Origin of the sequence: Paenibacillus sp. JZ16 (assembly GCF_015326965.1) — a bacterium.
Lineage (GTDB): Bacteria > Bacillota > Bacilli > Paenibacillales > Paenibacillaceae > Paenibacillus_AQ.
This window is the reverse complement of the sequence record NZ_CP017659.1, coordinates 4,820,248-4,841,273: the sequence shown is the minus strand read 5'-3', so window position 1 is coordinate 4,841,273 and position 21,026 is coordinate 4,820,248. Positions and strand designations below refer to the sequence as shown.

Below are 21,026 nucleotides of genomic sequence, written 5' to 3'. Positions count from 1 at the left end.
ATCATGAATTTTTCGGCTCAAGCGGGGATCGCAAACTTAGGATTGATTTCCCGCGAGGATTCCCATAACATTAAACATTATAATGATATAATGTTTAATGTTCGTAAAATCATGAATGCAGGGGGATTTCATATGGAATTTCGTTTTGAGGGCGCTGTTACGGATGTCATGCCAGGCATTGAGCTGCTGCTGGATGAGCTTGGCGTCGAACTTGGGGAAAACGGCTTCCCCGTTGAGGTAGCCTTGTCCGATGGCGATCTGGAGGTCGGCAAGGACCGAGACCACGCCTATATTCGTTATGGACGAAAACATCAATTTTTCAGGGGACTCGGCTTGCTGGTTCAACATAGCCGCCAAAACGATACGTTCCACCTTCACGAACGCCAGCAATTTGACCAAATTGGCCCGATGTTCGACTTGTCCCGCAACGCCGTGCTGACCTTGGACAGCTTCAAGCTCATGCTGAACAAGATGGCCCTGATGGGGATGAACAGCGTGATGTTATACATGGAGGACACCTACCAGATCGAAGGCGAACCGTATTTCGGTTATATGCGCGGTCGCTACACGCAGGCGGAGCTGAAAGAGATAGACGATTATGCCGATCAATTCGGCATCGAGGCTTTTCCGAGCATCCAAACCTTGGCGCACCTGGAGGAGTTTCTGAAGTGGGAGCCCATCAAGCATTACCGCGATACGAAGGGTGCCCTGCTCGTCGGCAGCGAGCAGACCGATTCCCTGATTGAACGGATGATCGAGGCTGCCAGCGCTCCGTTCCGCAGCAACAAGATTCATATCGGGATGGACGAAGCGGAGGAGCTCGGACGTGGTAAATATTTGGATCACAACGGTTATGTGAGCCGTTTCGACATTATGATCGCCCATCTGGACAAAGTCCTGGCTGCCGCCCGCAAGCGCGGCCTGAAGCCGATGATGTGGAGCGACATGTTCCTGAAGCTCGCTGCCGGCGGAGGCGGCGATGCGGCGTATTACGACAAGGACACCTCGATTCCGGAGGATATGGCCCGCCGCATCCCGAAGGATGTGGACATGGTGTACTGGGATTACACCCACATGGAGCCGGAGGACTATGAGAAGCTCATCGCCAATCACCGCCCGCTGGGCTGCAACCTCGTGTTTGCCGGAGCCGTCTGGATCTTTAACACATTCGGCGTCAACTACGGGTTGTCCCTGAACGCTTCGAATGTTGCGCTTCAAGTGTGCAAGCGGGAAGGAATCCGCGAGGTATACGCCACGATGTGGGGCGACGACGGCAACGAAGGAAATCCGTTCGCGGCGCTGCTCGGTCTGCAGCTTTATGCCGAGCATGCCTACTCGGAACAGGAGCCTTCCCCGGCGCAGTTGGCGGAACGGGTGAAATTCTGTACGGGCATCGACATGGAGGCGTTCCTCCTGCTGAAGGATCTGGACGAGATTCCCGGCCAGGAGCCAAACAACGCCAAGCAGAGCAACCCGTCCAAATTTTTGTTGTATCAGGATGTGCTCCTCGGGATGTTCGACAAACAGATCGAAGGCCTGGACCTATCGAACCACTATGCCGAGCTGGAGCAAAACCTGCGCGCGAAGCGCGATAGCACGGCCGAGCTGGACTATCTGTTCGAGATGCCGGAGAAGCTGAGCGCCGTCCTCAAACGCAAGAGCGAAATCGGCATTCTGCTGAAGCAAGCCTATGATGCCAAGGACGCCGATACCTTAAGGCATATGGCCAAGAACGTGCTCCCTGCCATCTCCAAAGCCGTTCAAGAGCTGCGCATTGCCCACCGCACGCAGTGGCACCGGATGTTCAAGCCCTTTGGCTGGGAGGTCATCGACATCCGTTATGGCGGCGTCATCACCCGCCTGGACACAGCATCGTTCCGCATTCTGGAATACGTGGAAGGACGGACGGCACGGATCGAGGAGCTTGAGCAGGAACGGCTGGTGTTCAGCACGACCAACCGCGACAATCACAAGGGAGTCGGCTGGTGCAGCCATTATTACCGCATGGCTTCGCCAAACGTGTTCTACCATGTGCTGAATCCTTTTTAAGGATCAAAGCTGCTTTTCAGCTCATACCATTCATCCCAAACAAAAAGAGCCCCGGTTGCCGGGACTCTTTTTACATTTATCGCTGAGGCATAGATGATATGCTCTATTCACGCTCAGGATTCATGACGCTGCACTTCCTCATACCAGTCTCGCACATCCCGGCTAAGCCGTTCCACGATCTCGGGGTAACGGTCCGCCAGGTTGGTGCGCTCCCCGGGATCCCTGGACAGATCGGACAGGTGAACCTGATCGGGAATCACGTGGTCGAAATCGAGCTTCCCGTTCAGCACCAGCTTCCAATCCCCTTCCCGAACAGCCAGTTGGCCTTGATACTCCCAGAACAATTGCTTATGCGGCGACGGCTCGTGCATTTGCAGCATCTCCTTCAGGCTGCTTCCGTCCAGTGCAACGCCTTGAAGCGGTCCTGCCGCCGGATCGACGCCGGCCAGATCCAAAAAGGTCGGTGCGATGTCCATCATGGCCGCCACCTCATCGCGCACTTGTCCGCCTTTCCAACCGTTCGGCCAGCTCAATATGGCAGGTTCGCGGATGCCGCCTTCGAACAGGCTTGCTTTATGCCCCCGGAAGATCCCCGCGCTTCCCCCGTAATACACGTCTTCCGTTCCGTCCAGCCAGTTCCGGCTCTCGGAGGACGGTCCGTTATCGCTGGAGAAAAAAATGACCGTATCCTCGTAACAGCCGGCTTCCTTCAAGGCCTTCACGATCTCCCCGACGCCGTCGTCCACCGCGGCAATCATGGCGGCCATGACCTGCCGATCCCAAGGCCAATGCGCAAACCGGTCCATATATTCCTGCGGCGCATGCATCGGGTAGTGCGGCGCATTGTACGACGCAAACAAAAAGAACGGAGCTTCCTGCTCCCGCGACCGCTGAATGAAATCAACCGATCGTTCCGTGATCAGCTCGGTCATGTACCGGCCGTTCGCCCAAACCTCCGTTTCGTTCTCCCACAGATCATGCAGGGGGTTGACGCCATGGGCTTGGCCCCAATAAAAAATGTGCGAGTAAAAATCGACGCAGCCTGCCTTGAATCCGAAAAACTCATCAAATCCATGCGCATTCGGGCTGGTTTCCTCGGACAAGCCCAGATGCCATTTTCCATACAGCCCCGTCCTGTACCCGGCAGGCTTGAGCGCCTTGGCCAACGTCACCTCGTCGGCAGGCAGTCCATGCGAACCGCGCTTCGCCCCCAGAATCTCGCCGACTCCCGCTCGGGCCGGGTACTTGCCCGTCAATAAAGAGGCTCGTGACGGAGAGCAGACCGGAGAATTCGAATACCAATTCGTAAAACGAATGCCTTCATCAGCCAACCCGTCCAGATGTGGGGTTCTCACCGTGTCCGAACCGTAACATCCAAGATCTCCATACCCTAAGTCATCGCAATAAATCACGATAAAATTCGGTTGTTTCATATCTCCATTCACCTCTACTATGCTCAACTTGTTCCTCATCATCGTACCTTTTGGCGGACGAATACGGAATGTTCCAGCCTTGCAATCGTTATACAATATGTTGCATCATAGCAGTAACAAAAGAAATGATCGGTATAGGTGGAAGGAGGACACATGAGTTTAACAGTGAATCAGCGGCCATCCCGGGAAGAATACTTTAATAACCCGGCTCACTTTGAGACACAACTGGGATTATGGATATTCAAATCCGGATCCCACCCCTTTTTCACCGATAAAGTCGGTCCCCGGTCCGTCGAATTTTATAGTATACATTTCGTTGCCAGCGGCAAAGTGCGGTTCGGCTGGGACGGCAGCAGTGTCTCCCTCTCGGAAGGCGACCTCTTCTGCCTCTTCCCCGGCTCGGTCTATACATATGTCAAGGACTGCGACGAGCCGTCTACCATGATCACCTGGACGGCCTTTATGGGCGAGTTGATGCCGTCCATATTGAAGCATGTCGATTTAGGTCCGGAGCGGCCCTATCGACGAAATGCCTTCAGGGACGATGCCTTGGCTGTCATCAAGGACATCCAGCGTTTGCTCCAGCAGCCCCAGCAGGACCATAGCCTTCAGCTGATGTCGCTGGGATTCCAGTTGATCCACAGCATCGATCCCAACCGGGACCAGCACCTCCCGGCTGCTTCGGACTGGCTCGAATCCGCCCCCGGGTATATGGGGCTTCATTGCACGGAGAATCTGTCCGTGGAGGACCTTGCCGCCTGGGCCGGCGTGCATCGCAGTCACTTCACCCGCGCCTTTACCCGCCGATACGGCATCTCTCCGTCCCGCTACATGCAGCAGTTGATCATGGAGAAAGCGACCCGCCTGTTAACCGCCGAGGGAACCAGCATCACGCAGACCGCTTTATCCCTGGGGTATTCGGATTTGTTCACCTTCTCCCGCGCCTTTACCCGGTATTACGGAATGACGCCGAGCACATTCGTGAAAGCGAACCGCCCGTCATCGAGAACAAGCGAATAACACGGATCCGCCAATACGATAAACAATAAAGGAATCGCCCTTATCGATCCTACAGCAACGAAAAGAGGCCATCCGATTAGGGATAGCCTCTAGCTTTTTACATTATCTTTTTTACGCTGCTACAAACGGCAGGACAACCTATTCCTCCATCAGCCCCCACAGCGTGGTAAATGCCTCGCCTTCCAATTGAAAGAACACAGGCGCATTGGCATATCGCACATATTGGCCGCCTTTAAACAGCCTTAACTGGACTTCCGTCCCGTCCTGCAGCTCAATATACAGAAATTTCTGCTCGCTAGGCCCGGTCTCGTAGATCCCTTGCTCAAACAGAGGCTCTGCCGCTACCGGCTTTGCCTCATATAAAGCCTCAACAAAGGCTTGCACCGCCGTATCGTCGGCAAGCTCGCGCAGCTTATTCTCGCCCATGTTCCAGCTGTCGAAATCCTGCCATTGAACCGAAGTCATGTTCCCCACCAGATTCAGCTTGCCGATGATATCCTCGCCCTTGGCCACCGTAATCCCGTTGAGGTGCTCATACAATTCGGCGTAGACTTCCCCGTCATGCTCCATGTAGGACATGATTCTAAAATCGGCATCATATCCCTTCACCGTGAAAATATCCATTTCGCCAATCGTCGAAGCAAGCTCCGTGTAATCGTCGGCGGAGCTCCATTCCGTAATTCCCGATTTCGACCGTCCAAGCTTATCCCCACGCAGCTGCTTGGCGATGTCCGACGTGATTTGCGTACCGGTTTGGGTGTAGATATTGCCCTGGTATACAACCAAACCGATCATGTCGGCTTTGATGTTGCTGTCCTTCGGAAGCTCGATTTTCGGAATGGTTACCGGATCGTGACCAACCTTCGCGGTCGGCGGGGTATTCTCCCCCGTCCCCTGTTGAACGACCGGGATATCGCTGTTCGCTGGCTCGTTCTCAAGATTCAATACCAGCGAAGCTACTACCACCAGCCCCAACATAACGGCCGCGGTGACGCCGGCGACCCCCATTCGGCTCATTCTGGTCGTTTGACGCTGATTTTGTTTCATTCCTTTCATAATCCGCTCCTCCAGTCCTTTGTCAGGTTCTATTCGATCTATCAATGATTTGTAGTCATTCCGATTCATCAATCGTCCTCTCCTTCCAAGTCCATGCGCAGCAGCTTCCTGCCGCGCTGAAGACGCATCTTGACCGCAGACTCGTTAATCTGCAAAATCCCGGCGATTTCCTTAACGGAATAATCCTCGTAATAAAACAGATGGATGACCGACTTATACTTGAACGGCAAACTCATGACGTTATCCATCAATGTCCGTTCCGACGGTTCGACAAAATAATTGTTCATATGCTCCATTTTGGTTACCCGCTTGCGCCACAGACTCCCTTGCATGTTCTTGCAATGGTTCGTAATCACCCGAATGAGCCAGGCTTTCTTATGCTCCTGGTCGCTGAAGTCAGGCGCTTTATATATCAATTTAATAAACGTCTCCTGAATGGCTTCTTCGACATCCTGTTTGTTCCCAAGGTACACCATCGCTATTTTAAAAAGCATATCGCCATATAATTCATAGGTTTCCGTAATATCTCCGCCCGGCCGGAGCGAATCGATCTGCATCGCCTAGACCTCCTTTTACCATTAACACAGTTATGGACGTATATCGGTCACATTTTGTTTTTAAGTTTTTCGGATTAAAAAAGAAGGTGTCCCCAAGATCTTAGATCTGGCGGGCCCCCTCTTTCTGTTTGGAGACGCTCCGTGTACGCATCGTTCCTTCCATCGCTGTTGTCTCCAAATTTCTTGGAATGAATTAAGCAAGGGAAAACCACATCTTCACAAAATGGATGTGCGACCCATTTACGAAAGAAGCGGTGCAACGAAACAAAAAAGCAAAAAATGGCGGTGCAAGGATCGCATCCTTAGCACCGCCATTTCTATATTTTCAGCTTTTTGATCGATTGGAGTGTTCTTCAGCAGATTTGCTGTTGGCCCCCATCGTATATCACAAAATGCAAATCCATTAAACCTTCCAGCCGCTGTACAGCATGTTTATTTTACGTACGTCAAATCCTGCATCAAACGACGGAGCACTGCGGCGCTTTCGCCTCGGGTGGCATTCGATTTAGGATTGAAGCGCTGCTTCGGATCTCCGTTCAGAATATCAAGACCCGCCAATTCATATACCGCTGCCTGAGACCAAGCGCCGATCGAGGACGCATCGGCAAAATGGGCTTTTGCCGCGTCGACTGAGTTGTATCCGGCATACTCCAGCGCGTTGTAGGCCATCACGGCCATCTCTTCGCGCGTGATCGTCCGGTTCGGCTTAAAAGTGCCGTCCGTGTAGCCGTCAATGATATCGGCATCGACTGCTGCCTGGATCGCTCCCGCGTACCAGTCGGATGAAACCACGTCCTGGAAGCTGCCTGACGCAGCGTCTGCAGAAAGTCCCAGTGCCCGGACGACAAGCGCTGCGAACTCGGCCCGAGTGACTGGAGCGTTCGGAACAAAGGTCTGCTCCGTGCGCCCGGTCACGATCATTTTGGCCGCAAGCGATTCAACGCTGTCCTTCGACCAATGCGACGCGATGTCCTGGAACGTTACCGGGTTCTGCAACACCAGGTATGTGCTGTTCGTGCGGCTGTAGATATCGATTCGTTGACCATTCACCTTAAATGGAATCGGCGTGTATATCCCGTTTCCGTCCACCCGAACGACCGCGATATCAGTCAACGCATGCGACTTGTCGACATTCAGAGACCGCTTTACATACGATTGGAATGCTTCCAACGTGGCAGTCTTGCCATTACCGGACTTCACCGTCACGGTATAGCTCACAGCTTGTATTGCATTATATCCTCTGGACGCCGCTGATTTAAGGGCATCCGCATCTACAGCAAGTTGAATGACCAATTGAAGTCCGCTAATGTCCGAGCCAGTTTGTGCAGCTAGAGCTTTGAGATTGATCTCCGTTTTCGGAAGCTCATAGCTTCCGTAAGGAGTCACTACAACCAGTACTTGTGCGTTTGTTTGATCAAGCCATGCCCGGAGCGCTTCATTCTCGATGGTAACGGAAGCAGACACGATTGGCTGTGTGCTTGCTACCTCTGCGGTGACTTTTCCGCCCGAAGACTGTTTCAAGGCTTCCTTCATAACCGCTCCAGTCACGCTGCCTGCAGCTGCGCCGTTCTCCACTTTAACCGGAACCTTGATCTTGCCTGGTTCGGCTGGTGGTGTCGTTCCAGGGTTCGATGGATTTACGGGAGGTGTTGTCGGTCCTGGAGTTCCAGGTGTACCCGGGTTCCCAGGGTTCCCCGGTCCAGGCTCTCCCGACCCTCCTGGATTAGGCCCTCCCGGAAGCGGCGCTCCCTTCAAGTCCGTAATCCGTCCTTCGACGGCGGAGGTCTTGGCCGTAATGGTACCTACTTTTTTCACATAGTTCGAGAATACTTCATAGTCAGGCTTGTAAAGCAGATTCACGCGACCTTCCAGATAAGCCTTCTCGAGCGATGCATAAAAGTCGCCGCCCTTAGCGGTAAATGCGTTTGTCGCCACCTCATACGATTTATTCATGTCGATCGGCTCATATCCGTTCTTGCCTTTGACCTCGATGCGAAGGACACGTGATCCAACCGGTTTGGTCGAATCATAATAGAACTTCATACCCGCGATATGCGGGAAGCGGCCATCCGCAGCAGGCATCTTGGAAACCCCGTTCTCCATGGCTTCTTTAATCTCGGCGCCCGTCAGCGTGATCGTAACGAGATCATTGTTAAACGGAAGGACCGTCATGACGTCACCCATCGTGATTTTGCCCGCTTCAATAGATTCGCGAATGCCGCCGCCGTTCTGCAGGGCGATGACCGCATTCGTTCCGGCTGCTTGCGCCGCGTCCAGCATGCCATCGGCAATCAGATTGCCGAGATTCGTTTCCTTCGTGCGGACATCGGCGCGAACGCCGTTCAGCTTCACTTCCGTCGTACCAACCTCCGTTTGTTTTAACTGCTCCACACCCGGCTTATATTTGGTATTCAGGATTTGCAGCGCCTCTTGATCCGGCTTTACCACGTATTGACCAGCGCTATCTTTCTCGTCAACCGAAATGAGGTTACTGTTCCACTCCTGCAGGACACCCTCGTCGTCAAATACGACCTCAAGCTGACCTAAGAATTGGCCTTTTTCACCCGTCTGCACGATCAGCTTCGGTTCGCTGTCCGAACGGTCCACAACCGCCTCATCCAGCTTGGTATGACTGTGACCGCCCACGATGATGTCGATGCCTTCGACTTCCTTGGCAAGGTTGACGTCCACATCATAACCGAGGTGCGACAGTACAACGATTTTGTTGATGCCTTCCTTCTGCAGCATCGCTACGGTGTCTTTTGCCTTTTGCACCGCATTCTCAAAAGTTACGTCACCAGGCGAAGCGATGTTGGCCGTGTCTTCGGTTGTAAGTCCAATGAGGCCAACCTGCTCCCCGTCTACCTCCATGATGATGGCCGGATAGATGGTTGCATCCCTGGCATCCCGGGTCGCTTCATTCTTGAATTTCTGGGTCAATAAAGCATCGGCCGAAAAATTCACGTTCGAGGAAACAAACGGGAATTCCGCATGCTCGATGAAATCGTTCAGCACCTCGGATCCTTTATCGAACTCATGGTTACCGAAGGTCATGGCATCATATTGAACCAAATTCATGAACTCCAGATCGGCGAGTCCCAAATATTGATTAAAATACAGCGTGCCGGAGAATACGTCCCCTGCATCCACGAGCAGAGGGTTGACCGCATTCGCTTTGGCTTCCTTGATTGCCGTAACCCGTCGTGCAATGTTATCCGGCGAGCTTACGGTATCCAGATTGGCATGCGTGTCATTGGTATGCAAAATGGTCAGCGGGAAGCCGTCCACGGCTTCTTCCTTCAGATCGATCTGCGCGACGATCGGATCATGATCCGATACGCGGCCCTTGGAGGCCGGGAAATCGGCGTTCAGATGCACGATGTCGACTTGCGTAGAACGGGTCAGGTTCTTGCTGACGAGAATATGGTCCAGCACCTGCGAGTTTCCGTCATACGTGTATGTGTACTGCTCCTTGAGCGGAAGCGTATCGATCAGATTGTCCAATTCGTTGCCTTTCAAAATGTTCGCCGTCTCGGTAAATTGGAAATCATTCAAATCTCCCAGAACAACGACGTTAGCGTCAGGGTTAGCAGACACAACGCTTTTCACGAATCTGTTCACAACCGCTGCAATCTGATGGCGCTGCGTTTCGCTGGAGAGAACCGGCGGCTGGGTATTGCCGAAAGGTCCTTGGTCTCCGGATTTCGAGTTAAAATGATTCGCAATGACAATCACTTTTTCCCCTTGGAATTCGAACTGCGCGGCCAGAGGTTTACGCGATGCGTTGAATGCAGGGTTCAGCGGTTCGATTCGGCCCGGATTCATAGTCAGCTGATCCTTTGCCGCGTCATACGCCACCGATTCAATCGGTGATCCCTTCTTGCCGTTTACACTGTCCGATAACTGGACACGATCGGTGTTATAGAGGAATCCGACCCGAATGTTCGCTCCCGGCGCTCCCCCGTCATTATTATTCACCGGATCGATATCGGTAAAGCTGTAGGTTGGTCCGCCGGCTGCCTTGATGGCGTTAATCAAGGTCTGGTAGCTTTGATCTGCCGCGGTAGTTCCGTTGTTCTGCTCCCCGTTGTTATCCTGTACTTCGACAAGACCAATAATATCCGGAGACTTGATGTTGTTTACGATTGACTCCGCCAGCTTGTTGATTTTGGCGGAACTTACGCCCGGATTGAAATTTTCGATATTATACGTCGCTACTCTGAGCTGTTCGTCTTTCACGTCGATCGTGGATACCTCTTGTTTAAAAGAGCTGCTGTGGATTGCAGGCAATTCGCCTTTAGCCGGAATCACCTTGAAATTGCCACTGTTATAACCGATTACGCCGATCACATCATCGGCAAATGTATCGCCGGTGCCCACTTCTTGTCCCGGATTGCTGTAAGCAATCAGGAGACGCTGCGGATTGAAATTGCCGTTCTCTTTCAGAACCAGCCCGCCGGCTGGCGTAATGACATCCGCGATATCGTTCTCGACACGAGTCGCAATGTTGTAGGTACCACCGCTTGTCCAATACGGACTAATGATCGTTGGCTGCGGAAGTCTGACCAGCATGCCCTCCAGGGACTCATAGAAGTCGATGGCATCTTCGTCCGGATCGAACGTGGTCATGCCGTCGTTATCGATAATGGCAGCCGGAATCGGTCGTCCGCCTTTACCTAAGGTAACAGGGTCCGGCAGTTGTTGACCCTGACCCAGATTCTTGATGGATTGCAGCTCGATTTGAGTGGAGGTCAGGTTACTGGAGCTTCCCTCATTAAACTCGGCCACTTTTCCGGTTACACTCACCAGATCTCCGATTTGAGGCCGGTTTGGATCCGTGGAATACACAAAAATCGCATCCGAGGTATCTGGGTTGGAATCCGGCTTCGGATCCTGGATATAGAATCCCTTGATATTGCCGTTAGAGAACGTGTAACCGTATTGGGTTACAACGCCTTCAATATCGGTTACCGTCTGTCCGGTATACGGCGAAGTATGGTCCTCGCCTTGGATATCCGCGATACGCGGCTGCTGTGTCGCCTTGTAAGCAAATTCGTATACCTTGCTCTCATCCGCCCCCGAGACAACGATCGCCTTGATGGTCGTATCACGGTCAATCTGTATCGGTGCGCTGTACAACGTGCTTGCTGTCGTAGGAACCGATCCATCAAGCGTATAATAAATGCTTGCCCCTTGCGTAGGGCTGGACAGCGTCACCGTCCCTCCAATGATTATCGGTCCTGCACCCGGACTTGCAATCACGGAGAACATCTCTTCGATTAAGGCATTCTCGCCTAAAGGAATCAGCTCATAGATGTTGCCGAACTGCTTCACCACACCCGTGACGCGGCTGAAGGTTTTCACCGTCTTCAGCTTGGACAATCCGGAATAGATAATGAATTCATGACCGCCTTGCTCGGCCGTATATTCCCCAGGTCTGTTTTCGGACTTGATGGTGACATCGTCCAGGTAGACAAGTCGCGCTTCATAAGTCTCTCCCGAAGCTGCAGATAGATCAGCTCCGGTGATTTGAAGAGCGTTCGGCACTCCGACTTGGTTCCCTGTCACATCATGCGGCAGCAGGGCGTGCGGTTTGATCTCCTGAAGATTGTTGTAAATCTCCATCACGCCGGCCACGCTCACCCGGTCGCCAACGCTGGCATTAAGCGGGTAGTCATAGAGCACGATACCAGCCGTGTCATCTTGAATGTAGGTTTCTCTGCCTTCGATATGCGTGATGATGCCTTCCGTCCAGACATGCTCGCCTTTTGCCTTGCTGCGGGCATCAGCGACGGACGTTTGCGTTAAAATATCGTATTGAAAAGAGGAGACCGGCCCATCCGGCTGGCCATCCTGGGCTGCATAGGCATCCACCCGCGTAGGCTCGTTAAGGATGATCGGGCCGGTGACGAGCTGGAAGCCGGACCCGTTGCCACCGGACCGATATACATCCGCATAAACGGAAGCGCCCACCGTAGGCGGATTCAGCGTGATCTCCGTTCCGGCTGGCCAGGCATTAGGCTCCGGATTGGCCGTTACCGCTCCCAGGCCCGAGCCAGGCGTGACCGGCGTAACGGGACTCGCGCTGTTCCGGGTATCCGGGGTCATAACGATAAAATCGGCCGCATTGTTATCCGTGTCGCGGCCGCGATCATTTTGACCAACGGTCAATTCCTTGCGGATCGCAGCCGTACTGTTGGAGAGAGCTGCGGTCGGATTCGTCTCCGATAGCGTTGCATTTCCATAGCCAATAAGATCGATGCGGTCGCCAGCGGCGTTCACCAGATCTACTTTTCCGTTAGAGCCGCTTAAGTTCAGTGTTCCTGCATCATCAGCTGTCGGCAAAGAAGCGCCTGCCGAGCCGTTACTCTGCTGTTGGATTAAATAATAAGCAAAAGGTTCTATTTTACCAGATAAAGGGGTTTCATTGTTAAAATTTCCTGTTGCGCTTGCATAACGTACCTTCCAGCCTGTCAGGTCGACCGGACTGCTGGTCGGATTGAACAATTCGATAAAATCATGTGTAAAAGATGCCCCGCTATTCCCGCCCCCACCGTACACCTGGCTGATCACAACCTGGTCATGTCGGGGAGAAGCCTCCGCCACCTTCACGGGACTGAAAGGAACGATGATACTCAGAAGCATCACGATAACCAAAAGCACACTTAACGGCCTTTGGCACCTATGTAATCGAATGCGCATTCAGGTGTTCACTCCTCTATTCTATTAAATTTTCTTACCTTATTTACTATATATACCAGATATGTTTTGGGAGTTCTAACCTAAAGTATGCTGGATGTAAAAAAACCTCCGATAGACCTAAACCCAAAGCTGGATAGGCATATCAGAGGTTCTATTTGTCTTACATCGACTTGCGCAATGCGTTACCGTTTACCTGAATCGAACGGCTCCCCTACGGCTTTCGGCGCATTCGAGGATTTGGAGAAAATTACGAGCGCGATCAGCGTGACGATATAAGGGAAAATCTTGAGAATGACCGGCGGGATCACCGCCAAGGACGGAATGACCTGCGATACGTTGGCTACCGTCGTGGCAAATCCGAAGAACAAGGTCGCCAGCAGGATGCCGAGCGGCTTCCATTGTCCGAAGATGAGGGATGCCAGAGCCAGGAACCCGAGTCCCGCAACGTTCCCCGTAAATTCGCCGGAATACGTCAACAGAATGACAGCCCCACCGAGTCCGGAAAAAGCACCCGAGATCATGACGCCCACATACCGCATGGACTGCACCTTAATACCGGCTGCTTCGGCCGCGTGCGGATGCTCGCCGCAGGAGCGGAGCCGCAGACCGAAAGGTGTTCTGTACAATATGAGCGCGCTTAGCACTAATACTAATAGAACAAGCCAGGTTGTTGCATAGGTTTTGGTGAAGAATAAATCCCCGATAACCGGTATCTTAGACAGCAAGGGCACATCAAACGGTGCGAAACCATTCGTGATCGTAATCTTGCCGCTGCCCGTAATGTTACGGGCAAGGAAAATCGTCAAGGCACCCGCAATCATGTTGATCGCCGTACCGCTTATGATCTGATTGGCACTAAGGTTAATGCTGGCAAAGGCATGCAGCAGCGAGAATAGCGCGCTCGCTGCCGCCGCCGCCAACAGGCCTACCCATAATACCCATGATTGGCCAGGCCATTGGGCCTGCATTTTGAAAATGACAAAGGCACCGATGAAAGAACCGACAATCATTAACCCGTCAAGGCCGATATTCACGACCCCGCTTCGTTCACTGAACAGTGCGCCTAACGCGGTAATCAAAAGCGGGATCGTGTAAGCGATGGCATACGGAAAAATCTGTTCAATCGTTGTCCACATATGTCCTTACTCCCCCTGCTTTTTATTTGCCGCGCGTCGCAGCTTCAATTTACGGTATAATCGTTCGATCAAGATGCTGGTTGCCGCAAAATAGATAATGATGGCGATAATCGAATCGGCGATTTCCGGCGGGATCTCCGTCATGGCATTCATAAACCCTCTGCCCGAGTAGAGAATTCCGAAGAACAGGGCCGATACCAAAACACCGATAGGTGCGTTGATTCCGAGCAGAGCGACGGCAATGCCGTCAAAGCCTTGGCTCGGCAGCACGCCGATCTGCATGCTGGAGGCATTCCCCGCATACTGTGCAACACCCGCGAGGCCCGCGAGGCCGCCGGAGATGAACATAGACAGCACGATGCTGCGTTTAACAGCGATCCCCGCATATTCGGAAGCGTGCCGGTTGAATCCAACCGCTTTCAATTCGTATCCGAGCGTTGTTTTGTTAATAAGGAAAGCGACGACCAGAACAGCAATGACCGCGATAAAAAAGCCCAGATTGACATAGGAGCCTTGAAACATATCGCTAAGCCACTGCTGATGCAGCATGGCTTCCGGCGGAAGCTGGCGCGATTCCGTCTCCAGGCTCGCCCCTTTGAAGTAACCCGGAATGACATAATAAACGGTCCAGTAGGCCGTCCAGTTCATCATGATCGTGGACACGACCTCATGCACGTTATATTTAGCCTTCAGGAAACCTGGGACAACCGCCCATAGCGCGCCGCCGATGAACCCGACCAGCACCATGACCAACAGGAGCAGAGCCCGCGGCAGATCAAGTGAAAGGCCAACAGCCGTTGCGCAGAACCCGCCGATTAGCATTTGGCCCGCAGCACCGATATTGAACAGCCCGGTACGGAAGGCAAAAGCCACGGACAAACCGGTCAAAATAAGCGGAGTCGCCGTCGCCAGCGTATTACCGATCCGCTCCGGATTTTTGAGCCCGCCTTGGAGGAGATACTTATATCCTTCCACCGGATTATGCCCGGTCAGCGCCATAAGCAATGCCCCCGCGATGAGTCCGAACAGGACGGCAAGCAACGATTTTACGCTGTTATTCATGTGGTGCCTCCTCTTTTTGATACCCGGCCATCATCAGTCCGAGCTCTCTTTCGTTCGTTTCGGAGGTTTTTACGATACCTACCAGTTCACCGTTATTAATAACGGCAATGCGGTCCGACAGATTCAGCACTTCATCAAGCTCCAGGGAAACCAGCAGAACGGCCTTCCCCTTGTCCCGCTGTTCGATCAGACGACGGTGAATATATTCAATCGAGCCTACGTCAAGGCCCCGGGTCGGCTGAACGGCAATAAGCAGATCCGGATCGCGTTCTACCTCGCGGCCGATGATTGCTTTTTGCTGGTTACCGCCGGACATCGAACGCACGATCGACCGGCCGCCCGTTCCGGAACGCACATCAAAGCTCTGAATGATATGCTCCGCATGCTTGCGGATCGCTGCCGGCTGCAGCAGCCCGTTCTTGGAATACGGTGGGCGGTTATATACCTCAAGGATCAAATTCTCTTCAATCGTATAATCCAGCACGAGGCCCCTCTTCTGGCGGTCCTCCGGAATGTGGCCGATTCCGCTCTCGTTCCGCTGACGGACGGAAAGTCCGTTAAGCGTCTTACCATTCAGGCTCACCGTCCCGCTCTCCGCTTGACGCAAGCCGGTAATGGCTTCCACCAGTTCCGTTTGACCGTTGCCGTCCACGCCGGCAATGCCCACGATCTCGCCGGCATGCAGATCCAAGCTAAATCCTTTGAGTGCTTCGACTTTTTTACTGTTTTTCACCGTAAGTGACTGGATCTGAAGAACGGCTTTACCAGGGTTACTCTCCTGCTTGTCCACCTTAAAGGAAACGCTGCGGCCTACCATCATTTCGGCCATCGCTTCGCGGCTCGTGTCGGCTACGTCAACGGTGCCGATTGTTTTACCCCGGCGGATGACGGTACAGCGGTCCGCAACCGCTTTAATTTCTTTCAATTTATGCGTGATCAGAATGATGGATTTGCCTTCGTTGACCAAGTTCTTCATAATGCCCTGCAAATCTTCGATTTCCTGAGGGGTCAGCACCGCCGTGGGCTCGTCAAATATGAGCACTTCCGCATCGCGGTACAGCATTTTTAGAATTTCCACGCGCTGCTGCATCCCTACCGAGATATCCTCGATTTTGGCATAGGGGTCTACGTTGAGCCCGTATCGTTTGGACAGCTCCTCGACCCGCTTGGCTGCGGATCTCACGTCTAAACCAAAGTAATACTTGCGCGTCTCGCTGCCGAGAATAATATTCTCGGTCACGGTAAACGGCTCCACCAATTTGAAATGCTGATGCACCATCCCGATTCCGAGTTTGTTCGCGACGTTCGGATTCGAAATCCGCACGTCCTTGCCGTTGACTTTGATCACGCCACGGTCAGGCTGGTACATGCCAAACAGGATGCTCATCAGGGTCGACTTGCCGGCACCGTTCTCGCCGAGCAGCGCGTGAATCTCGCCTTTCTTCAGTTGAATCGTGATATCGTCATTGGCCACGATCCCCGGAAATTCCTTGCGGATGCCCACCATCTCGACAACATAGTCCATGGTTTTGGGTCCTCTCCTTCTTTTTTGTTGGATATCTTCCTGTTCATTATTAACCGCTAAAAGACGCAGAGCGACTCACTTCCAAACAGCAGAACGCAGTTCCATAGAGGATCATTCTCCATTCAATATCAGGATGCAATCGCTTGCGCCGGTGATACGGTCTGATACCTAAAATAGCCCCACAAAGTGGAGCCTATGCTTCGATGCTTGTTGCAAATACTTTGCAGGGGCCCCAAAACATATACATGCGATTACAGAATTTGCTTACGCTTCGCTGAAATAACTTATAAATTCTAATACCTTAAAAAAAGACGGAAGGGAATCCGTCTTTTTTTCATGCGGTATCGCTGCTTTTAAAAGTAAGCCTATCCACTCCGTAGATAACCTTGGTGTCTTGAATTACTTAATCAAATCGCCTTGCTCTGCGGCTACTTTAATTTCGCCGGCTTTGATCTTGGCAAACACTTCGTCTACTTGCTTCAGAACGTCCTCGCTCAGGTTCGGGTTATTCTCAGGAAGTCCGACGCCATCATTGGTCGCATCCAGTGTAAGCGTCTGTCCGCCCGGGAATTTGCCTTCCAATTCAGCTTTGATCATATCGTAAGCCGCATGGTCGATTTTCTTGACAGCCGAAGTCAGTACAACCGACTTGTCGCCTTCGTATACGCCGTCTTGGTATTGGTCAACGTCGACGCCGACGATCCAAACTTCGGATCCCTGCTGCACGCGAGTCTTCGCTTCGTTAATCGCACCGACGCCAACGCCGCCTGCTGCTGCAAAAATAACATTTACGCCGCGGTCATACATCTGTGCCGCCAATTGGCTGCCTGCTGCAGTATCGTCAAAGGTTCCTTGGTATACCACGTTTTCTTTGTTAATTACTAGTTTCGTGCCAAGATTCTCGTTAGCATAAGCTACACCCTGCTGAAAGCCCCAGTTGAACTTCTGTACAGGTGGAATTTCCATGCCGCCGATAAAGCCTGCTTGTCCATCCTTCACATGAAGCGCAGTAGCTACACCAGCGAGGAAGCCGGACTCCTGCTCTGCGAAGAAGATGGATACGGTATTTTCCTTAACAACTGGATCGGCGTCAGCTGTAGGGCGTGGTGATCCATCGATAATAACGAATTTAGCGTCTGTGTACTTTTCCTGTGCTTTAAACACAGCTGTCTCGAATTTGAAGCCTGGCGTTACGATGAATTTAAATCCGGCATCGTAAAGGTTTACAATTTCCTTCGAATAGTCAGCCTCTGTCTGTCCAGCTGGCTTCAGGTATTTATGCTCCATTTTGAAGTCCTCATTGGCCTTCACGATTCCTTCGTATGTGCCTTGGTTAAACGACTTGTCATCGATGGTTCCCGCATCCGTAACCATCCCTACCTTGAAGTTTGCCTTAGGTGCGTCGCCGCCTGCGCCGCCGCTTGGCTCTGACGCCGGTTTATCGCCGCAGCCCGCCAGCATTGTGACAGATAACGCCAAACTGATTAATGATATGACCCCTTTTTTCATTAAGGATAACCCTCCTAGGTATATATGCCCGAATACTAGATTCGCGCTATTTACAATATATTAATAAAATAGACCCTTTTCAACATAAATTTGGGGGAATCTGTCAAACTGCATCTGTGCCGCGGTGAAACGTTTAAGACATGTTTTATTCCAATTCTAGTAGAGATAGGGAGGCGTAATTTTCGTATCGTTGATTTAACGGTTTTTATAGATAACACGGGGGTTACAGTCGGTGTGATACGCAGCGTGCGCAAGGTTTTGGACCCTTTGATTTGGTAAAAAATAAATGCGCTTTACGAAAAGAAAGCACCTCGGCAAGGTGCTTATAAACATGCGGTTCATTCGATGAATGGCTTTGAATGATTATTCACTTGCGACGGATTTTCATCATGCGGTTGTATGTAATGAATGCGGCAATAATCATCGCGATAAAACCCAGATTGCTCGCCGACTCCGGCGACATGCCAAACACGCCCGCCAAACTCGTAACCAAGTTATTCGTAAGCAGCGCCACCGCAATCAGCATGACCGGACGCCACACGCTGTACCTTTTCATCCTCGCAACACCCCCAGGCCAGATTTGCAGCATTATAAGAACCCCAAACCACTAAATCGCTTAATCTATTAGATGCATTATACCATGAATAAGTATGCGTTTACATTAATGAATAGATTTTCAGAAATATAAACAATCACGTGATTCATGAGAAAACAAACCTAACAGAAAAATTTGATTATTTACTGCATGCTTACCGAAGATCTTGGATTTTGGAAGAGGGATCCACATAGAATGTTTGAACAACTTCCAAACTCTGGCAGTCGCTCCTAAATCCAGGTATAATGAAAAGTGAATCCATTTAAAATACTGATCGAAAAAAGCCAGCTTGTTCATCCTTCTATATGAAGTACAAGCACTACACCAGCCAAGAATCCAGACTTCTTGTTGAACGTAGCCAACTATTAGGTATTTTCTTCAAATTCACTGTTGCACGCTCTCCCCGTAACGAGGCATTGCAATAATAGCCATTTAGCATCTGTATACTTTTTCTTTGTGTAGGTTAACAAACCAAAAGAGTAAATTAAAAAAATGTAGAACTACCCTTTTAAAAGGAAGTTCTACATTTTAAAAGTTTTTATATACTTATACTAATAACTATATGGGGTAGAATATGTACCTTTACCTACCACAAGTTTTAAATAGCAATTTGTACCTCCGGCCCAAGCATTTGCAACAAAGCTTAATTTTGCTTCTGCATCATAATTAAGATTTTCCCTATCCCTTACAAGTTGTAAGCTCACATCACCTATAGAACCACCCAATGTTAATGCATGTACTTTTTCATCATAAACTCTAGATATATAACTCATTCCACCATTTACCTGTGTAAAATCAGCATAAAATTGAGCGCCTATAAATGCTGTGTTTTTATATACTTTTGCGCCTCTATAGCTCGTATATCCAGAACCCGAACTTATACTACCTGGATCTAAATCATAGGGTGTGACTATGATATCAGTTGAAACTTCTGCAGTAGATAAATCTACTCCTGATATAGCTATTGAACCATCTGGAAATGTTTCAACTATTTCCTCAGTGCCATTATTTTTAACAATTGTATGGGTAGACACAGGTTCAATCCCTTTTTCTGAATCCCACTTTTCACCATTTTCAAGCTTATTCATCAGATATGTTTGAGTTTCAATACTGACGTCGTATTCTGATAGTAACGATTTAATACGAGTAATTTCATTGCTTGAAAGAGTAATTTCATCACCATAACTTTCCGATGCAAACATATAGCTATTACCAACAATAAAAAGTGTCAAAATCGTAATAATTGATAATACTTTTTTCATTGAAATCTCTCCTTATTTAAAATTTTATATTCATTAAAGAAGGAACACCCTACCTCCTTTCGTCAATATTTAGGAGTTACAACCTTATTATACCATAATTGATATTTAAATGTAATATATTTCAAAAACTTATGATATTTTAATGGTAAATATATTTATATTTCAACTTTTGAAACGAATAAATAATTTCTTTCTTCACTAAGATAATAAAACTACCGATCATGAAACATAACAGCACCCTTCGCTTTATGAGCGAGGGGTGCTGTTATGAGGGTAAACTCATTTCCACTAGAAGAAAACCGCCATTTGTTTCGTTCCAATCATTGAACACGCTGCCCATGTTCCTCAACGATTCATGGTACTAGCATCAGTTCAACTCAGCTTCTGCCCACAATTCGGGCAGAAGTTCGCCCCTTCATTCTTCGCGCCGCAGTTCGGTTGGCTTTGATTCGGGTTGTTCCGGTTCTGATTGTTCTGGTTTGGATTATTCTGATTCTGGTTCTGATTCATATTTTTCATCATTTCATTGGCCATGTTCATCCCCATCATCATGCCGGCCATATCCGAAGCTGCACCGCCGCCTTTCACCTTGCCGGACGCGATCCCGTCCGTCATGCTGACCTGCTGGTACTTTTGCAGATTGCCGATCATTTCATGGGAAGCCGTCTTCGTGATCATGTCCTGAATTTCCTTCGGATAATTGAAACTCATCACCTGAAAACCGGTAATTGTCATTCCGTTATCCATCACTTCCATGTTCAGGTCTTCCCGAATCCCTCTGGCGATATCGGAGGCGTTTGGTTAGATCAACTTTCTGGCCTTTTACTAGAGTAATTGCCACGATTATCACCTCCTCTCGAAATAGTCCTTTGTAACTAGATTTTAGAGTTTAATCCAACTTAAAACCCAATTTAAAGACATCTATTTATATTATCGGTATTAATACGTAAAAGATTTCTAAAAGATTAAGATATTAGGAAAAAAATATTAATTTTCTCTAGAAATCGGCAATATTTTCTAAAAATCATTCCTTAATTTGGATATTTAGTCATCTTAAGTGTTTACTATCCACTGCGTTTTGTCAATCTTTTAGTGTTTATGCGTATAAACAAAAAAATCC

General features: G+C 50.4%; 12 protein-coding genes and 1 pseudogene. 2 read left to right on the top strand and 11 right to left on the bottom strand.

Annotated features, from left to right (window positions below; genetic code table 11):
* Positions 1 to 132 precede the first annotated feature (132 nt).
* Positions 133 to 2,049: a beta-N-acetylhexosaminidase gene (locus tag BJP58_RS21825; protein ID WP_194540527.1), complete on the top strand. Its 1,917-nt coding sequence runs from the start codon at positions 133 to 135 to the stop codon at positions 2,047 to 2,049.
* A gap of 113 nt (positions 2,050 to 2,162) precedes the next feature.
* Here BJP58_RS21825 and BJP58_RS21820 read toward each other — a convergent pair whose 3' ends face one another.
* Entirely contained in the window at positions 2,163 to 3,482 is a 1,320-nt protein-coding gene (locus tag BJP58_RS21820; protein ID WP_194540526.1) for a sulfatase-like hydrolase/transferase, read from the bottom strand.
* A gap of 153 nt (positions 3,483 to 3,635) precedes the next feature.
* Here BJP58_RS21820 and BJP58_RS21815 point away from each other — a divergent pair, with 153 nt between their 5' ends.
* Positions 3,636 to 4,502, top strand: a complete 867-nt coding sequence (locus BJP58_RS21815) for a helix-turn-helix domain-containing protein (RefSeq protein ID WP_194540525.1) — start codon at positions 3,636 to 3,638, stop codon at positions 4,500 to 4,502.
* 138 nt (positions 4,503 to 4,640) lie between these two features.
* On the opposite strand, the gene BJP58_RS21810 is transcribed toward BJP58_RS21815, so the two are convergent.
* The 10 genes and pseudogenes from BJP58_RS21810 to BJP58_RS21765 all read right to left on the bottom strand — a co-directional run.
* A complete protein-coding gene (locus tag BJP58_RS21810) occupies positions 4,641 to 5,558 on the bottom strand; it encodes a hypothetical protein (protein ID WP_233354720.1) in 918 nt (305 codons plus the stop codon).
* Between the two features lie 68 nt (positions 5,559 to 5,626).
* Entirely contained in the window at positions 5,627 to 6,115 is a 489-nt protein-coding gene (locus BJP58_RS21805; protein WP_156088559.1) for an RNA polymerase sigma factor, read from the bottom strand.
* A gap of 432 nt (positions 6,116 to 6,547) precedes the next feature.
* A complete protein-coding gene (locus BJP58_RS21800; RefSeq protein WP_194540523.1) occupies positions 6,548 to 12,817 on the bottom strand; it encodes a 5'-nucleotidase C-terminal domain-containing protein in 6,270 nt (2,089 codons plus the stop codon).
* Positions 12,818 to 12,999: 182 nt separating this feature from the next.
* Positions 13,000 to 13,953, bottom strand: a complete 954-nt coding sequence (locus BJP58_RS21795) for an ABC transporter permease (RefSeq protein ID WP_192570011.1) — start codon at positions 13,951 to 13,953, stop codon at positions 13,000 to 13,002.
* A 6-nt stretch (positions 13,954 to 13,959) separates the two neighbouring features.
* Positions 13,960 to 15,015, bottom strand: a complete 1,056-nt coding sequence (locus tag BJP58_RS21790) for an ABC transporter permease (protein WP_194540522.1) — start codon at positions 15,013 to 15,015, stop codon at positions 13,960 to 13,962.
* Positions 15,008 to 16,540, bottom strand: a complete 1,533-nt coding sequence (locus BJP58_RS21785; protein WP_096774865.1) for an ABC transporter ATP-binding protein — start codon at positions 16,538 to 16,540, stop codon at positions 15,008 to 15,010. The genes BJP58_RS21790 and BJP58_RS21785 overlap by 8 nt, the downstream gene beginning before the upstream one ends.
* Positions 16,541 to 16,939: 399 nt before the next feature.
* Entirely contained in the window at positions 16,940 to 18,049 is a 1,110-nt protein-coding gene (locus tag BJP58_RS21780; protein ID WP_194540521.1) for a BMP family lipoprotein, read from the bottom strand.
* Between the two features lie 367 nt (positions 18,050 to 18,416).
* Positions 18,417 to 18,605 (bottom strand): hypothetical protein, encoded by a 189-nt coding sequence (locus BJP58_RS21775; protein ID WP_012818556.1) that lies wholly within the window; start codon positions 18,603 to 18,605, stop codon positions 18,417 to 18,419.
* 590 nt (positions 18,606 to 19,195) lie between these two features.
* Entirely contained in the window at positions 19,196 to 19,906 is a 711-nt protein-coding gene (locus BJP58_RS21770) for a hypothetical protein (protein WP_194540520.1), read from the bottom strand.
* Positions 19,907 to 20,278: 372 nt separating this feature from the next.
* Positions 20,279 to 20,704, bottom strand: a pseudogene (locus BJP58_RS21765) (SPFH domain-containing protein); the annotation flags it as partial.
* Positions 20,705 to 21,026: the final 322 nt, after the last annotated feature.